Below are 16,926 nucleotides of genomic sequence, written 5' to 3' on the forward strand. Positions count from 1 at the left end.
AGCTTCATCGAAGCCCTGAATGTATTTGGGAAGTTCTTGATCCCAGCGTTTAATAATGTCTTTGGCATGACGAAAAATATAACCGGAAAATAATCCCATAAGCAAAAAAAGTTTAGATGAAATTTTATAGCGGCTAAAGAAATTACTAATCCAAAGTAAAGGAAGCGTCATGCATGTCAAGAAGAGCTCTTTCATTAAAAAAGGAATATATTTTAGTTGATGCCAATAATTAGTTTTAATATTTTCCGGAAATTTGAAAAAGGAATCGTTGGCATAAACGTAGTCATTGATAACTTTAGCCACTTCATTAGTGCTAGTCGCTTGCAATCCGAAGCGTTTCTTGAGCGTATCTAAATTGACTTGAAAGACACTGTATAAAATTGACCAACCCAAAGGAGATACTGCTTCAGGATATCTTTCTTCTGTTAGCATTCTAGACCAACGAATAGGATGCTTTGCATAACTGAAATCAATTTGGGGGATAGGACGCATTTGAAAAAATATTATTTGCTGATCTTTTATTCCCCATTCCAGATCCAAGGCCAGATTAAAATCACTTTGCAGTTGCAGACCACTACGGACCAGTTGTTTAAGTGGTTTTGCAAGGTGGGCGGCTTCCTTAGGTAACTGAATTTTTCCTTGGTTAACAAATACTGAGTGACCACTTACAGATCCACTCATTAAAGTATCGCCGTATCCTCTTTGATATGAAATTACTCCTTGTTGGTAGTTGCCTTTGGGTAATGGATTGCAAGTAAAGTAAGCGCCAGACCACTCCACTGGTATTTGCTCTTGAATTAAGAGAGCTGGCAGTAACGCTTGCAAGGGAATACCATTCTCTAAAGTGTAAAAAATTGCCCTTTCGGAAAAAACTTGCGCCAGTGTATCTTTGATTTTTTCTTTAAGTTGTTCTAAAGAATCCAGATGCAGAAACGATTCAAAAATCCCGGCATAAGAATTTTTTAGCCCATCTTCAACATTCATGGAAGAACGAAGTGCCCATTTGTGTTGATCTAGTTTCGCTAAATAAATATGCTCCAGTTCTGTAGGCAAAATAATGTTCGAATTAGCAATTTCATTTCGTAAATCAAGACTGCAACGCAAAATAGCTTCACGGTCACAAGTAATCGTTAGAGCAAGTAATTTGGGATAAGAAGGCAGTTGCTGACGGTCAAATAAGTATTCTTGAAAATAATCCGTGGTCAGTGCATAAGTTGCCGGAATCGGGAGTTTTTGCTTTAATAATTGCCATAGCCCCAGCCCTTTGCCTCCAATAATTTTTAGGAATTTTGCATCAAGATTAATATCAATTTTACACCAAGGGTTCATTCTAACGTTCCTTTTAATCTATTAATTTGCTCAACACTTAGACCCAAATCATGACAAAAATCTTGAACCCCCTTTTTCTTTATTCCCATTAGTTGGCAAATTCCTGATTTAATCAATGAATAAATAAGATAAACGTGCAGTAAAAAATAAATTTTTGTTCCTAGCTCCGCACAAAAGTGTCTACTTATTTGCAGCGGGGCCAATAAACGTAAAAAAGAGGAATAAGTTGGGCGAAAGGTTAGCTTTTGAATTTGTTCTACGGGAGGGAAAAAAAGTAATTTCCAGATTCTAAAAACAAGGGCACGTTTTTCAGCAAAAATACCAGTGGATTTAAATTGGATAAATTCTTTTTCTATAGCAGTTATGTAAGTTGTCCTAGATCTTAATAAAAAAGAGCAAGAAGAAATTTTATTGGAAAGTTCTTTTGACACCGTAATTGGAAATTCATGTTTTAATTTTTCTAAAAAGTTGGCCAGGGCGCCAATCGGATAAAATGTCTGGACAATCGCAAGAGATTCGTAAACTTTTTGAGCACTTTGAGATTCTTTTACGTTTTTATAAAATAAATCCCAATCTATATTATTAGATTTAATAAGATTATAAAAATCGGCAATTTCTTTAATGCCAGATTTATAAAGTGAAAGATGAATACAAAGATGGAGCAAATTATCTTCAGGGGCCAAATGATAGCATGCAACGCCGTGGAAATTTAGTGGCTTGGCTCTTTTCCAAATTTCTTCGTAGTTTAATTGAATAAAAGAATGGGTGGAAATTAGGCCCCAGTGCGTGCCAATCATGCAATGTAAATCAGGACTAAAAAAAGGTGGGAAGTGGTGAGAGTATGCTATTTGATCTTCCGCTGAATGGCCTAGGAGCGCGCTTACACAAAAATAGTTAAGTTGTTTAAAAATTTCCAGCGCATGCTTAGCATCGTTCTTGAGAATTAAAATATCAATGTCATTCATTTTTTTATAAAAAGGATTTTTATAAATACTCTGTGCAAAAAAAATTCCTTTAAGCAGTACAACTTTGATATTTTTTTTGGCAAATTCTTGAATCAAAATTTTACCGGTTTCAATTCTTGCGTGATTGATTTTAGCAATATCGTTAGCATAACTTTGCATTTGCTCGATTAGGGATGGGGGACAGAATTTTAGTAGCTGGTAGGTACCTAAATTGCTTAAAACCAAAGGGACTGTTTCATTAAGCTGGGCCAATTGATAAAAAAGCTCCCAGTTGAAATCTGATTGCTGGCAAATTTCTTGGAGTTTTTTTAATTCTTTAGCGTCAGTTTTAACTAAACTAAGTAAAATAATTGCTTCATCAACAATGTCGTTTTCAGGCAAATGCATAGCAGAATTCTGTATGTTAAGGAGAAGGAATAATTCCTCTTCGTTTGGCCATTCTAATAATTTTATCAATGGCATGATCAAGCTCATATTGTTCAAAAGTTGCCATCATGCTAAGACGGATTCTTTGTTTATTTTTTGGAACGGAAGGATACTCAATACCATTAATAAAAATCCCTTCATCGTGTAATTCAGCAACAATTTCTTTGACAGAATGTGGTTGTGCAATAAAAATGGGAATAATGGCCGATTCTGTACACGCATTAAACCCTGCATCGCACAGTTTTTGTGCCATGTAGCGAGTATTATGGTGAAGCATCTTAATGCGCTGAGGATTTTGTTCAATGAATTCAATCGCGGCTAAAACGGCCGCTACTGAATAAGGAGGTAAACTAGCAGAAAAAAGATTGGAACGTGCATTAATTCGCAGAAAATCCACGAGATGTTTTTTTCCCGCTACGTAACCACCTGTCACGCAGTAAACTTTGGAAAAGGTTCCCATGTATAAGTCAATCTTGCCAGTTAGACCAAAATGTTCTTGAGTGCCGTGACCATGGTCGCCCATGACTCCCGAACCATGTGCATCATCAATGCATAGTAGAGCCTGGTAATCATCGCAAATTTTTCTGAACTCACCCAGCGGAGCAATATCTCCGTCCATGGAATAAACGCCTTCCACACATACGATAACTGTTGAGCGTGGATGAGTTGATCGAATTTTTTTCAACCGTTTTTGCAGCGCCATTGGATCGTTATGGAGAAAAGGCATGGAATTAAATTGCTTAGTTTTCATGCTGTCATAAAGTGATCCATGACTTTGTATATCGTAGATTAGCCAATCGTCTTTCCCCAGTAAAGCACTGGGCCATCCCACATTCGTTGAGTAACCAGAAGAAAACAAAACAGCTGCTTCTGCCCCTTTAATACTAGCAATTTTATTTTGCAGTTCAATATGTAGTGAGGTATTGCCATTTAAAAGTTGCGGGCCGCCGCAGCCAATACCAAATTTTTTAACTGCAGCAATGGCCTTATTAATAATGTATGGTTCTTGGGCCAAGTCCAAATAGTTATTAGATCCAAACATTAGTACTGGTTCTTCTTTACCGGTACGTGGATTGCGTACAAGCGTATTTTTGCCGATATTGCCGCAAATTTCTCGCATGAGAAATCCTGTTTTGATACATGACTCTTGAATGTTGTAAGAAAAAGCATCGGCCTTTTCATCCAGTGAATCAAATTCCATTTGCAGAAAATCCGACACATTAAAATTTTCTAAATGTCTTGAGTCTTCTGATTCTTCATGGTTTAAAATTTGACTCTTCATGTGTTAAATCCATTCTCCAGAGGGTTGCGCATCGTAGCATATAAATTGAGTATTGGAAACAAATAATGCACAGTCTGTGGGGTAGGCCAGATGCGGAAAAGCAACAGAGAAGATTTACTGCCTTAGATTTTTTTGCGCTCTTTGCCGATAGGGATTTTCATGAGAAGTATCGTATTGGTGATGAACTATAGATAAAACAATTGGGCTTTAGCAGCGGTGATTATTTAGAGTATGGAATTTAAAAAGGACCATCGATGTTTGTGGGGAAATTCAGCGCCAGCGCCTTATTCACCTTCACCAAAGTAATTATTGATTAATTGCACCAAGGCTTCATTCATGCGCTCTTCATCAGGACCTTCTATTTCGAGCGTGAGTTCACTTCCTTTATTGGCAGCAAGCATCATAACCCCCATAATGCTTTTACCATTAACGGTCTGTGAATTTTTGGTGACATCAATATGGCTTTGGTATCGTGCCGCTGTTGACACAAATTTAGCTGATGCTCGCGCATGCAGTCCTAATTTATTGATGATGGTAATTTTAGTTTTTATCATATGACGGACAATGTACCATAAAAGTAGGCATTGGGTACAGGATTTCCTGCTCAAAAAAGAGTTAATTGGCTTTTTGGATAATCATGCGGTAGCGGAGGAGTCGTAGGGCCAACAATAGAGTATTTAGCTAATCTGAGTTCTGGATAAGAAATTGGGAGCAAGCTTCCTCCCCCCTCAGCCCGAACGGATCGAGGTGAGGTAAGGTTTGACTTTATTTCTTATCCGAAATGGATGTTTAGCTAAATATTTTTAGTGGTGACGAATTTTTTCTTTATGCTTGATCAACTGACGATCCAGTTTGTCAATTAGCATGTCAATTGCCGCATACATATCTTCTGATTCGGAGCTGGCATGCAATTCACCACCGACAACAAAAATAGTTGCTTCGGCAATTTTCCTTAATTTTTCTACATCAAAAACGACATTAATCTTCGTGATTTGATCAAAATGGCGCTCAAGTTTATCGAATTTTTCTTCGGTAAAGGTTCTGAGGGCAGGAGTAACATCTAATCGATGTCCAGTAATGTTGATTTGCATAACGAATCTCCTTCTGTTACTAATTTAATTACGAATTTTTTTTCGCTCATTGGATGGAGCAATTCCCATTGCTTCACGATATTTTGCTACAGTCCTTCTTGCTAATTGCACTCCCTGTTCTTCCAACATTAGGGTAATCTTGCTGTCGCTTAACGGTTTTTTTCTATTTTCTGCAGCAATTAATTTTTTTATCACCGCGCGTATCGCCGTGGATGAACACTCATCGCCCGCATTAGTATTAACATGACTGGAGAAGAAATATTTTAGCTCAAAAACACCGCGCGGGGTATGAATGAATTTTTGCGTGGTAACACGAGATATGGTTGACTCATGCATATCTAAGGCTGAAGCCACGTCATTAAGAATCAATGGTTTCATGGCTTCTTCGCCAAATTCCAGAAAGCCTTGCTGATATTCCATAATGCACATTGCCACTTTAAGCAGTGTTTCTTGACGGCTTTGAATGCTTTTTAAAAACCAACGTGCTTCTTGTAAATTGTTTTTTAGAAATTGGTTATCGGCGCTGTTATCTGCACGTTGAATGAGTGCAGCATATTGGTTATTAATGCTTAAATGAGGCAATACATTTTGATTAAGCACTACGTTCCACTCATTATTTATTTTTTTAACGGTTAAATCGGGAATAATGTATTCGGTGATGTCGTGATGAATCAAATTACCTGGCTTTGGATTTAAGCTCTGGATAATTCGTAAAATTTCATCCACTGTTTTCTCACTAATGTGATGGTTTTTCATTAACTGTTTGTAATTATGTTGACCAAGTAATTCGATGTCTTCATGAATAATTTTTTTTGTAAGGCTTAAATGAATGGTTTCAAGCGGTAGTTGTTCTAGTTGTATTAACAATGTTTCAGCCAAGCTGATGGAGGCGCAGCCCACTGGATCAAATAATTGTACGCGGTGACGTACTACCTCAAGTTCTTCGATGTCTAGAGGATGTTCTTCACTGGTTAAGCTGGCATGTAAATCGGCAATAGGCGTGCATAAGAATCCGTCATTATTGATGGCATCAATGATTGCCGTAGCGATCACTCTATCGATATCACTCATGGGGGCGAGTGCGAGCTGCCATCTTAAGTGATCTTGTAAATTAGTCGTGGTGCAATGCAAATTATCAAAATTATAATCGCCATCATCAAAATTCTGGCGTTTGTTTGAAATTTGATAGAGTTCTGACCACTGAAAATCACTAGGTTCATCATTATGGTGTTGTTGCTCCTCAGTGCGAGAATCATCTTTATCCTCATTAGGAGTGGCTTCAAGCATAGGATTTGATTCAACGAGCAGTTGGATTTCTTGTCGGAGGTCAATTGTAGATAATTGCAATAGCTTAATTGCTTGCTGTAGCTGTGGAGTAAGCGTCAAATGTTGGCCTATACTAAGCTGCAGTGACGGTTTCATGCAAATCCTCTTTGTTTCAACTGCTATACTATCAGTTTAAACGATTCGTAAGGATTATCCAGTGTTTACTAAGGTTAATTTAATGTAAGTTAAGGAAATTGTTTAAGATTTAGTTAATTTTATTAGCTTTTTAGCGATTAGATTTTGCTTTGCATTTGCTGCTATTCGTTAATTGAGAGACACAGAGCTCCCATTTCATAGCTCAGCCCATACTTCAATTAAGCCCGATAAAACAAGAGTAAAAAAAAGCCCCAAATTATGGGGCTTACGGTAATTATTTTACTTTTTTCTCTTTGAAAAGAACGTGCTTACGTACTTTAGGATCGTACATCATCAATTCCATCTTTTCAGGATGGTTACGCGGATTTTTAGTAGTGGTTTTATAGTATCCAGTTCCTGCAGTGGATTCCATTTTCACTTTTACGGTAACAGCTGCCATGGTTTATCCCCTTAGTTATACTTTTTCGCCATTAGCTCTGATTTTATCCAGAACCGCTTTGATGCCTAACTTGTCAATAATACGCATGCCTTTGGTACTGACACGTAAGGTGACAAATCGATTTTCTTCTTCAACCCAGAAACTGTGGTTTTGAATATTAGGTAGAAAGCGTCTTCTGGTTTTGTTGTTAGCGTGCGACACTTTGTTACCAGTCATGGGTCGCTTGCCAGTTACCTGACATACTCTAGACATTGTGTTACTCCAAATTAGATATATTTAGTGGTTGTCTTTGTAAAATTCTGGGCAAATAGCCGGATGTGAAATACAAGAGCGGTTTTATATCAAAAAAATGTAATAGTTGCAAGATTTTTGTAGAAACATATAATCGCAACTTTCATATTTTGAGTTATTATAATGCATCGTAGAATAAAAAGTTACGTGTTGCGCGCAGGAAGAGTAAGCAATCGACAGCAGCAGGGATTAGATCTTTGGATTAAAGATTATGAACTGGCGATGACAGGTTCCCAGTGGAATTTAGCGAAAGAATTTGGGCGCAACGCAGATACCGTAGTGGAAATAGGGTTTGGTATGGGGACTTCTTTATTAGCCATGGCGCAAAATAATCCACAACTAAACTACCTTGGGATGGAAGTTCATCAAGCCGGTGTAGGCAGTTTGGCGGCTGATTTACATGATCATCAAGTAACTAATGTTCGTATTGTGGCTCATGATGCAGTAGAAGCCTTCCGTATGCAATTAGCTGATAATTCGTTAGCGGGTGTACAAATCTTTTTCCCCGACCCCTGGCATAAAAAACGTCATCATAAACGACGTTTGATTCAGACAGAGTTTATTTATTTATTAACGCAAAAAATTAAACCTGGGGGATTTATTCACTGTGCTACAGATTGGCAGGAATACGCCGAACACATGTTGACGGTGTTAACTGCTGAGCCCGCTTTGCATAATTCGCAAATAAATGGTGGCTATTCGCCAAAACCAGAATCGCGACCGCTAACTAAGTTTGAGCAACGAGGAGAGCGCTTAGGTCATGGCGTTTGGGATTTAATATTCATAAAATCCTAGAGCTTGTTGACCATTCGTCGTCAAAAGTGTGGCGTGGCACGACTTGTTTGCGTCAGATTAACCGCTCAATTGTCAACCGACCCTAGTTGGTGCTGGCCGCAGTCGCGGCCTTTTTTTACTTATTTTTTGCTCTTCTTTAATCACTGTGTAATATTAGTCCGGTAGTAACCATTCTAAAGGGACGTAATATCATGGAATTTATAAAGGAAATAAATGAAGCTATAGAATTAGGACTCGATAGATTTAAGAAAAAAATTTTGCAAAAACAGGAAGAGGAGATGAATTACCTGGAACAGCCGAGCTGGGCACCAGATGGTTTACAAATGACGGTTCTTAATTATTTAATTCAGTTGCATCAGGAAAAAAAGACGACATCAACAGCATCACCGATGGAGCTTACCGCATACATTGATTTTGTTATTGATAATATGCACGACCACAATATTGGTGAGCCCCTTCATCAAGCAATTGTTGCCGGAAAGCTGCAGTTAGCAACACATTTGTTAATGCGCAACAAAGAGCAGAATATTTTTGACATCAATCGACGCGATAAGCATGGGCTTAGTTTATTGGCCCTGGCTTTAAATACCAGGAGTGAACGTTTGTTGAATGCAATTTTGGCAAATAAGCCGAATATTCATGAAACAACCTTTCGTAACAATATGGATATCGCCTACCAACCCCTACATATAGCTATTGAGTTGGATTTTGCGTTTGCGGTGGGGGCGCTTGCTAAGTCTGATGCCCAATTAAATAATCCTGTAGGCCTCGAAGAAGATACGCCGCTTATACTCGCTGCTCGGTTAGGGAAAATTAAGGCGCTTACGGCGCTTTTAGAAAGTCCTGTAGCCAAACTTAAACTTGAAGCAGAGAATAAAAATATCCCTGAAGGAGAAAAACATGGTGATAATGCAATTGAGTCACTGTGTAAACTTTTAGCGGATGACCCCAAGAACAAATCCTTAATCAAAGGCGTTGCCATGCTGCTTTGTCGCGGTGCTGAACCGCCGCGACGCAAGGAAATGGTTTTGTTATTAGCGAATAAACGGATGGCTCTCCTTCAGGCTATTGATGCTTATTTGGAAACCAGGCCTCATCTCGTTGATCCCTTTGTTGAACGTTGCCATTTCTCAGACAATGCTTTGCATAACATTGTTTATGTGGATCATTCTTGGGGAAATGCTCTGCGACAGTTGTTTGGCAGACCAAGTGCGGCTGCCTTTGTTGTTGAACGCTGGATTACGCGTAAATACAGTAATCCTTCGCAAGAACATCCTGAGCAGGCTGAATTACCTATAATGGCAGCATCGATATTGACAGGACAAGAATCTTCTTTGATGTTGTATGCTGAATTTGTGAAACGTTATGAAGAAACTTATGGCAGCCAGCGGATTACTAATCCTTGGAGTTCTATGCGTTGGATGATTGCTGAAGGGCAATGCAGTTGGGAGATGGTAAAGCAGTATTCGAAAAGCCATCCTGCCAGTAGAACCCGAATTATCGTCAATGATATGTTAAAATCTGTGCCACAAATGGCGATACATGACGATTTAGAACCGGTTGTTAGGGAGGCGACACTAGTCACCCCATAATTTTGAAGAATGGGCCGGAAGGCCCAACCTGCATTTTCAATGGTCGATCTCACTAGTATCTACTTGCTTAAACTTCATATACCCCATAGAATTCTAGCTTTCTTAGAATTTGTTGGGAGAGTAGTACATGGGGTGGAATGAGCCAGATAAAGGCAAAGAGCCATGGAAGGGCAAGAATCAGCCTCCAGATTTGGATGAAGCTCTGAAACGTATTAATGACAAATTGAAGAAAATTCTTTTTGGGGGTAGTGGCAAATCAGGTAATGAGCCGTCTAAAACTTCCAATGGCGGTTTGGTGGCGATTATGGTGATTCTGTCTGCTTTTCTTCTTTGGGTGCTTTCTGGTATTTTCATTGTTGATCCAGCGGAACAGGCCGTTATTCTGCGTTTTGGCGAATATGTAGAAACGGTAGGCCCCGGTCCGCATTGGATTCCACGTATTATTTCTTCCAAAATAATCATGAATGTTGATAGAGTATTAGATCACTCTTATTCGGCACAAATGCTGACTAGTGATGAAAACCTGGTAGCTGTATCTTTGGCTGTACAATACCGCATTGGTGATTTACAACAATATTTATTTAATGTCGCCAATCCTGAGGAAAGCTTACAACAGGCAACTTCCAGTGCTTTAAGACAAGTTGTTGGTACAACCACCTTGGATCAAATTATTACCGAAGGCCGTGAGGTTTGGGGAAATCAAGTTCAGGAAACATTGGTAAAAACATTGGATCTATATAAAACAGGTATTGTGATTGTTAACGTATCGCCACAACCTGCTCGTGCGCCTGAAAGTGTACAAGATGCTTTTGATGATGCGATTAAAGCACAAGAAGATGAAAAGCGATTCAAAGAGCAGGCTTATGCCTATGCTGCTAAAGTAGTCCCTATTGCCGAGGGTAATGCCAGTCGTATTCAACAAGAAGCAGAAGCATTTTCTAAGCAAGTAGTCTTGCGTGCTCAGGGTGAGGTTGCGGAGTTTCTTGCCTTACTACCACAATACACGGCAGCTCCGGCAATTACCGCGCAGCGTATGTATTTAGAGACCATGCAAACGGTATTAAACAAGAGCAGTAAAATTATTGTTGATAGTAAATCAAGTAATTTAATGTACTTGCCATTAGGTAAATTAGTACAAAGTCAATCAGCCAATTTCCCAGCTGATAATGCAAAAACCAATAAAGCCAATAATGGTGATGATGATGGTGATAGTTTAATCGATGGGCGTGATCTTACGAGACCTGTTTATCGTCAAGGGAGAGATTAATCATGAAGAATACAAACATAACCCTTGGTATTGTGCTGTTTCTAGTATTCCTGTTTCTTATTACCACGACATTTACGGTGACTGAGGGGCAGCAAGGTATTATTTTGCGCTTGGGACGCCTGGTTAATGAGAGCGACACGGATAAGGTTAAAGTGTTGAACCCTGGTTTGCATTTTAAAGTCCCTTTTATTGAAAATGTGCGTATTTTTGATACCCGTATTCAAACCATGGATATCAAATCAACCCGTATCGTTACCAAAGAAAAGAAAGATGTGATGGTCGATTATTATGTTAAGTGGCATATTACTGATTTAGCCCAATATTTTAAATCGACAGGTGGTAGTGAATTTAAAGCGGAAACTTTATTAGAACAGCAGTTAAATACTTTATTACGGGCTCAATTTGGTAAACGGACGATTTCAGAAGTAGTTTCTGGCGGGCGTGACGATGTGATGGCTTTATTGCGTACCGCAGCTGAAAAACAAGCTGGTGAATTGGGGATTAATGTTGTCGACGTGCGTATTAAAGGTATAGAGCTTCCAGCAAATACCAGTAATGCAATTTATCAACGCATGCGTGCGGACATGCAGAAAATTGCGAACAGACATCGTGCCGATGGCCAGGCTGCTGCCGAGGAAATACAGGCTAAAGCCGATGCTGATGTTATGGTTTTACTGGCCCAGACACGAAGTGCTGCTCAGAAAGTGCGTGCTATAGGGCGGGCGAAAGCCGCATCAATCTATGCCCAAGCGTACAGTCAAAACAAGGACTTTTTTGCGCTATACCGTAGCCTATTGGCTTATGAAGGAAGTTTTAAAAGTAAGAAAGATATTTTGGTTTTGGATCAAAGCAGTGCATTTTTTGATTATTTTAAGCAATTTACACTAAAAAATGATGGTGTACCTGCTAAAAAGTAATTATAATGTTCGATTTTGCTGAAATCAGGTTCAACGCCTGATAGCATTTTGCAGATTAAGAGTAGATCATGGGTAAGAACGTTGTTGTTTTAGGTACACAGTGGGGCGATGAAGGCAAGGGAAAAATTGTCGATTTATTAACGCAAGATGCGCAGGTCGTTGTTCGCTATCAAGGTGGTCACAATGCGGGCCATACTTTAAAAATTAATGGGGTGAAAACCGTTTTACGGTTAATCCCTTCAGGCATGCTACGGCCACACGTTACTTGTTATATAGCAAACGGCGTGGTGCTTTCACCTGAAGCCTTATTAGGCGAAGTCAAGGAGCTTGAAAGCACTGGCATTGATGTGCGTTCGCGCTTGCGCATTAGTTTGGCTTGTCCACTTATTCTTCCATGCCATGTTGCTTTGGATAAAGCACGTGAATCGCACATGGGGAAGGCCGCTATTGGTACGACTGGACGCGGCATAGGTCCTGCTTATGAAGATAAAGTGGCACGACGTGCATTAAAAGTGGGTGATTTATTTCATCCAGAGCGTTTTGCGCAAAAGCTGACAGATCTTTTAGATTTTTATAATTTCGTTTTGACGCAATACTTCAAGCAGCCTGCAGTAGAAATGCAACCGATACTGGATGCGGCGAAGATTTGGGCTGATGAGTTGCGTCCATTGGTTTGTGATGTTCCTGCAGCTTTGCATGAGCATCGTGAACAAGGGGATAACATTTTATTTGAAGGAGCACAGGGGGTTTATCTGGATGTTGATCATGGTACTTATCCTTTTGTTACCTCTTCGAATACTTGTGTTGGTTCAGTAATTAATGGCGCTGGCTTTGGCCCTAGATACCTTGATTATGTTTTAGGCATTACTAAAGCTTATACCACACGTGTTGGTGGCGGTCCTTTTCCAACAGAATTATTTGATGATGTTGGCAAACAAATTGCCGAGCGTGGTCAAGAATTCGGTGCGGTGACGGGTAGACCAAGACGTTGTGGCTGGTTTGATGCAGTTTTATTAAAGCGTTCAATCGAGCTAAATAGCATTACCGGTTTGTGCATTACCAAGTTGGATGTTTTAGATAACCTCGACGTACTGCGTATTGCTGTGGCTTACAAAGACAGTAATGGCAATTTAATCTCTCGTCCTCCGCAAGCCGCGGCTGACTTTGACGGTTTAGAGCCGGTTTATGAAGAAATGCCGGGTTGGAGCGAATCTACAGCAGATGTTATTAATATGAAGGATTTACCGGCGAATGCGATTGCTTATCTAAATCGCATTGAGCAATTGTTAAATGTTCCTATTCATATGCTGTCAACTGGTCCCGAGCGTGATTCAACGATTATTCTGCAGAATCCATTTACTGCATAGTCGTATGATTTGCAGTTTTTGTAGGTTGGGTCGTTTGACCCAACCTTTAATATTGGTTCTCAAAAGTACTTAATTTCTGTTCTAAATTCCACTGTAAGCGCGCTTTTTCACTACGTTTAATGAATTGCTGACAATGCTCACTCTTTAAATCTTGGCATTCAGGCGTTAATTGCGCTTTATCCGCATCAAGCCAAATGCTTTTGCCGGGCGTGAATGCGTACGTTAATGCGTTTCTATTGATTTGTTTCACGGTTGAATAATCTAAACTATGACCTAGCACCGCTTCCACATACTGCGCAGTTAAACTGGTACGCAATATGCCTTCATCATCCGTAGACAAAACAACAGGTACATGATGAGCAAGGTAATAATTTAATGGGTGTTGACGCCCAGAAACATTTAAGAGACGCTGGTTGCTAATAAGATTAATTTCTACCGGTTTATGCTGGCTTGCCATATACTTTAAAGTGGTCTCGGCATTTTGCTCGTGCGCGATATCCACCCCATGCCCTATTCTTTGCGCTTGTCCCGTCATTAGGGCATCATAAATGTGGTAATCTAAGTCTTTGGGGGGGACCAGCTCGGAAGTTATTTCCCCAGCATGCAAGGCAATATTAACTTGCGGGTACATTTGATGCAGGTATTGATACATCTGCATTTGTTGGTGGTAATCGCGTAAAGAGATAATGCCATCTTCGGGCTGGACTAAATTTACGCCAACTAGGCTACCGCCCTGAGACTGCGATCTGGCTACTGCTTCAAAGGCATTGAGCGTTTGCGCAAAAAGATTATCTAAAGGTTGCTCACGTAGCGAATAATATAGGAACTTTATCGTGACTTGACAGTTGTCTGTTGCTGAATTTGTCATGCATCCTAAATCTTGACGCGCTTTTTTTAGAATGAGTTCCGCTTCCTTAACTGTGTGGTCAATATTTTTTTTGAAATCTTGATTGGCCAATAACAATGTTCTTTTTTGAGCAAAAGAAGAGGTTCCTTTGAGTAAAGCACCAAAAGTAAGCGAGTTGCCATTATCCGGTAAAATCATTAATTCCAAATATTGTTCTTGCTGTTTGGCGGCTCTGCTAATGACATCAGCAACTAATTGTGGTCGGTAACCAAGTACTAGAGGACCAAATTTAAAGAAGGAATTAAAAAAGTGATCGTGCCCGGACTCAGTTCCGGGAATAAAATCTTTTAGTGACCAGCTGCGTACGGTTTTTGCATAAAGCTCTGGTTGATTGCCTAGTTCTTTGGTGGTGATCCCATCACAAAAGCCAGTGCTGCTGGTAACGGCGAAGGTTTTTTTATTAATGCAATAATTATCTTTAGACGCGATGGCCAACATTGTTTCAGGATAAGGACCACCGGCTAAATGGTAGTGTAATTCACCACCTTTAGGCATGCTCTGAAAAAATGCATATAAGGCATTTGGGTCCTCTTTTATTTGCTCGAAGTATGCTTCGACACTGGCCTGAGCCTGCGAAAAAATAAGGGCACTAGCAAGGCATGAAATTGATCTAATAAAATTCATAATGTTCTAACCTGTGGCAGATAATTGCAAATTATCGCACATTTACTCCAAATACCCAATCAAATTTTAGGTGCGTTGAAATCAGACATTGTATTTAGCCGCCATTCATAGGAGAATAATTTTCCACCTGCTAACTGATGAAGATAAATATGACTAAGTTCTTATTCCGATCTTGTGCTTTTGTGGCTACTGTATTCATGGTATCGACAGGTACTGTAGTTGCCAGTGAACCAACAAAGAAAATTATTAATATTGGTATTTATGCACCATTTACGAGTAAATCAGCTTACATTGGTCGTAATATATTAGGCGCGATGGAAATCGCACGTGGCCAATTAAAATCATCCGAAATTAACTATGAATTTTATACCTTAGATAAATTTTCAGCGCATGCAAATACAGTCAATACGTTACAAAAATTTATTGATGCACATCATATTAACGTACTGCTAACCGAAGGTGCCGATACGGGGACTATGGCAGTGCCTTTAGCGAAAAAAAATAGTCTAATTCATTTTTGTTTAGGCTGTGATGCGGTGGCTGATGGCAAAAATACATTCCAGGCGCAAAGTCCTAATCATCAGCATGGCGCGCTTTTAACTAGCGCAATGAAGCCTGAGTTTGTCGCTCAATTCAAACAAGAATACTTTAGCCAGCCAGTTACTGAAGCAGGATATGCCTACGATATTTTTCATTTTTTGAATAATAGCGCAGTGATTGCTATGAAAACAAATACTAATTTTTCGAGCCAGGCCATTGCTAGCAATTTATTAGCTTTGAAATCTGGAACTGGTCTAATGGGTCCATTTCGCATGGATAAACAAGGTATTTCTTATCAGAAAGAAACCCTAACCGTATAATTTATCTGTTGTTTACTTCTGAGTGACGCCAAGTGTGGGTCGTTTGACCCAACAACCGTACTCGTCCAATGGTATTAAATACTGGATGTTGGAGCAAACGATTCATTACGCTCATTTAACGATCTAGCCAGGTTGAAGAGCGCGCTTTCACGTTAATCTTAATGCGCCAGCGATTGTTTTAAAGTCACAATATGTTGATAGGCTTCATCAATGCGCTGCTGGCTAATTTCACCAGATTGTACTTTGGCGGCAATGAGGTTGATCACTTGTTCTGGATTTTGTGCTTTTGCAGTAAGCGTATTACCAAAAATAAACATGTCTGCTCCGGCATTAATTGCCAGTACTAAAGCCTCATCAAGCCCATAATGCTCACTGATTGCTTTCATTTGCATGTCATCGGTGATAATCACGCCTTTAAAATGTAATTGTTGGCGCAACAGGCCAGTTAATATTTTATGTGAGAGAGTGGCAGGCAGTCCTGAATTATCCAGCTGATGGTTAACAATGTGCGCGGTCATGATGATGCCGCAGGAACAGTCTTGATTTAATAAGTGCTGGTAAGGCGCTAATTCATAAGTTTGCCAGGTATCGCTGACGTCAACAAAGCCTAAGTGTGAATCCGCAATAGAACTGCCATGTCCGGGGAAGTGTTTATAGACACACTGAATCTTGTGCTTTAAGAAATGCCGGGAGTAAATTCGTGCATCCTGAATTACTACTGCAGGATCGCTCGAAAAACTACGTTCTTTCTTGGCAATAACTGGATTGTTAGGATTTACATTAATATCCACCAAGGGTGCAAAATCTAAATTAAAACCGGTTTCTTTTAATATTTTTGTCATCAGTTTGACATTAGATTTGGCGGCTTTAATTCCACGTCTGCCAACTTCCGCAGCAGATAATGTTGTCGGAAATCCATATTGTTCACTCAAACGGGTAACCATGCCACCTTCATAATCTACTGAGATTAAAAGAGGCAAATTAGGGCGGTGATGTGTTAAATTGGCATTTTTAGTCGCAGCTTGTAAGTCATGATTCAATTGTTTTACTTGGGCAGGGCTTTCAATGTTTTTATCAAAACTTTGTGTCTGGGCATTATAGTCAAAAAGAATGACTCCGCCAATATTATTCTTATCAATGATTTTTACGATTTCAGATTGGCTATTGATGTGCTTGCCATCAAAACCAATGAGCAGCATTTGCCCAATTTTATCACGTAAACTGACTTTAGGTTGAACACCAGCCAGGCATTGATAAGAGAGGCTTAAGGTGATTAGCAGCGACAGAAAATAATTCATAAATATCGTATTTAGCATTAAATGTTAAAAACATTAACATTTTGTTTGAAATTT

17 protein-coding genes are annotated in these 16,926 nt (G+C 39.5%); 7 read left to right on the forward strand and 10 right to left on the reverse strand.

The annotated features are described in order from the left end of the window. The 3 genes from LDG_RS19755 to LDG_RS15795 form a co-directional block, all read right to left on the reverse strand. The coding region (locus LDG_RS19755) for a PEP/pyruvate-binding domain-containing protein (protein ID WP_040536248.1) at positions 1-1,329 on the reverse strand (1,329 nt) is incomplete at its 3' end. Next, positions 1,326-2,768: a nucleotidyltransferase domain-containing protein gene (locus tag LDG_RS15790; RefSeq protein ID WP_083821492.1), complete on the reverse strand. Its 1,443-nt coding sequence runs from the start codon at positions 2,766-2,768 to the stop codon at positions 1,326-1,328. The genes LDG_RS15790 and LDG_RS19755, both read right to left, overlap by 4 nt. Next, a complete protein-coding gene (locus LDG_RS15795) occupies positions 2,698-4,002 on the reverse strand; it encodes an aminotransferase class I/II-fold pyridoxal phosphate-dependent enzyme (RefSeq protein ID WP_006872445.1) in 1,305 nt (434 codons plus the stop codon). Before LDG_RS15795 ends, LDG_RS15790 begins: the two co-directional genes overlap by 71 nt. 65 nt (positions 4,003-4,067) lie before the next feature. Between LDG_RS15795 and LDG_RS20555 the strand changes: the two genes are divergently transcribed. Further along, positions 4,068-4,193 carry a hypothetical protein gene (locus LDG_RS20555; RefSeq protein ID WP_006872446.1) on the forward strand — a complete coding sequence of 42 codons (126 nt, stop codon included), beginning with the start codon at positions 4,068-4,070 and terminating at the stop codon, positions 4,191-4,193. 93 nt (positions 4,194-4,286) lie between these two features. Here the strand turns inward: LDG_RS20555 and LDG_RS15800 are convergent, their stop codons facing one another. The 5 genes from LDG_RS15800 to rpmB form a co-directional block, all read right to left on the reverse strand. Then, positions 4,287-4,556, reverse strand: a complete 270-nt coding sequence (locus LDG_RS15800) for an HPr family phosphocarrier protein (RefSeq protein WP_006872447.1) — start codon at positions 4,554-4,556, stop codon at positions 4,287-4,289. A gap of 249 nt (positions 4,557-4,805) precedes the next feature. Next, positions 4,806-5,093: a ribosome hibernation promoting factor gene (gene hpf, locus LDG_RS15805; RefSeq protein ID WP_006872448.1), complete on the reverse strand. Its 288-nt coding sequence runs from the start codon at positions 5,091-5,093 to the stop codon at positions 4,806-4,808. Between the two features lie 24 nt (positions 5,094-5,117). Then, positions 5,118-6,515, reverse strand: a complete 1,398-nt coding sequence (locus LDG_RS15810; protein ID WP_006872449.1) for an RNA polymerase factor sigma-54 — start codon at positions 6,513-6,515, stop codon at positions 5,118-5,120. 274 nt (positions 6,516-6,789) lie between these two features. Beyond that, positions 6,790-6,954, reverse strand: a complete 165-nt coding sequence (gene rpmG, locus LDG_RS15815; protein ID WP_006872450.1) for a 50S ribosomal protein L33 — start codon at positions 6,952-6,954, stop codon at positions 6,790-6,792. 15 nt (positions 6,955-6,969) lie between these two features. After that, positions 6,970-7,206 carry a 50S ribosomal protein L28 gene (rpmB, locus tag LDG_RS15820; RefSeq protein ID WP_040536253.1) on the reverse strand — a complete coding sequence of 79 codons (237 nt, stop codon included), beginning with the start codon at positions 7,204-7,206 and terminating at the stop codon, positions 6,970-6,972. Between the two features lie 162 nt (positions 7,207-7,368). Here rpmB and trmB point away from each other — a divergent pair, with 162 nt between their 5' ends. From trmB to LDG_RS15845, 5 genes are all read left to right on the forward strand, one after another. Beyond that, positions 7,369-8,040, forward strand: coding sequence for a tRNA (guanosine(46)-N7)-methyltransferase TrmB (trmB, locus tag LDG_RS15825; RefSeq protein ID WP_040536255.1), 672 nt, complete (start codon positions 7,369-7,371; stop codon positions 8,038-8,040). A 191-nt stretch (positions 8,041-8,231) separates the two neighbouring features. Then, entirely contained in the window at positions 8,232-9,632 is a 1,401-nt protein-coding gene (gene ankC, locus LDG_RS15830; protein WP_006872453.1) for a Dot/Icm T4SS effector AnkC/LegA12, read from the forward strand. Positions 9,633-9,759: 127 nt separating this feature from the next. Then, a complete protein-coding gene (hflK, locus tag LDG_RS15835) occupies positions 9,760-10,899 on the forward strand; it encodes an FtsH protease activity modulator HflK (protein ID WP_006872454.1) in 1,140 nt (379 codons plus the stop codon). A 2-nt stretch (positions 10,900-10,901) separates the two neighbouring features. Further along, positions 10,902-11,816, forward strand: coding sequence for a protease modulator HflC (hflC, locus tag LDG_RS15840; protein WP_006872455.1), 915 nt, complete (start codon positions 10,902-10,904; stop codon positions 11,814-11,816). Positions 11,817-11,884: 68 nt separating this feature from the next. Beyond that, a complete protein-coding gene (locus LDG_RS15845; RefSeq protein ID WP_006872456.1) occupies positions 11,885-13,183 on the forward strand; it encodes an adenylosuccinate synthase in 1,299 nt (432 codons plus the stop codon). Between the two features lie 46 nt (positions 13,184-13,229). Here LDG_RS15845 and LDG_RS15850 read toward each other — a convergent pair whose 3' ends face one another. After that, on the reverse strand, positions 13,230-14,714 hold the full coding sequence (locus LDG_RS15850; RefSeq protein ID WP_006872457.1) for an amidohydrolase family protein: 1,485 nt from the start codon (positions 14,712-14,714) through the stop codon (positions 13,230-13,232). Positions 14,715-14,863: 149 nt separating this feature from the next. Between LDG_RS15850 and LDG_RS15855 the strand changes: the two genes are divergently transcribed. Beyond that, positions 14,864-15,574 carry a type 1 periplasmic-binding domain-containing protein gene (locus LDG_RS15855; RefSeq protein ID WP_233491581.1) on the forward strand — a complete coding sequence of 237 codons (711 nt, stop codon included), beginning with the start codon at positions 14,864-14,866 and terminating at the stop codon, positions 15,572-15,574. Between the two features lie 158 nt (positions 15,575-15,732). Here the strand turns inward: LDG_RS15855 and LDG_RS15860 are convergent, their stop codons facing one another. Further along, a complete protein-coding gene (locus tag LDG_RS15860) occupies positions 15,733-16,872 on the reverse strand; it encodes a glycoside hydrolase family 3 protein (protein ID WP_006872459.1) in 1,140 nt (379 codons plus the stop codon). Positions 16,873-16,926: the final 54 nt, after the last annotated feature.

The sequence above is a fragment of the Legionella drancourtii LLAP12 genome (genome assembly GCF_000162755.2).
Lineage (GTDB): Bacteria > Pseudomonadota > Gammaproteobacteria > Legionellales > Legionellaceae > Legionella > Legionella drancourtii.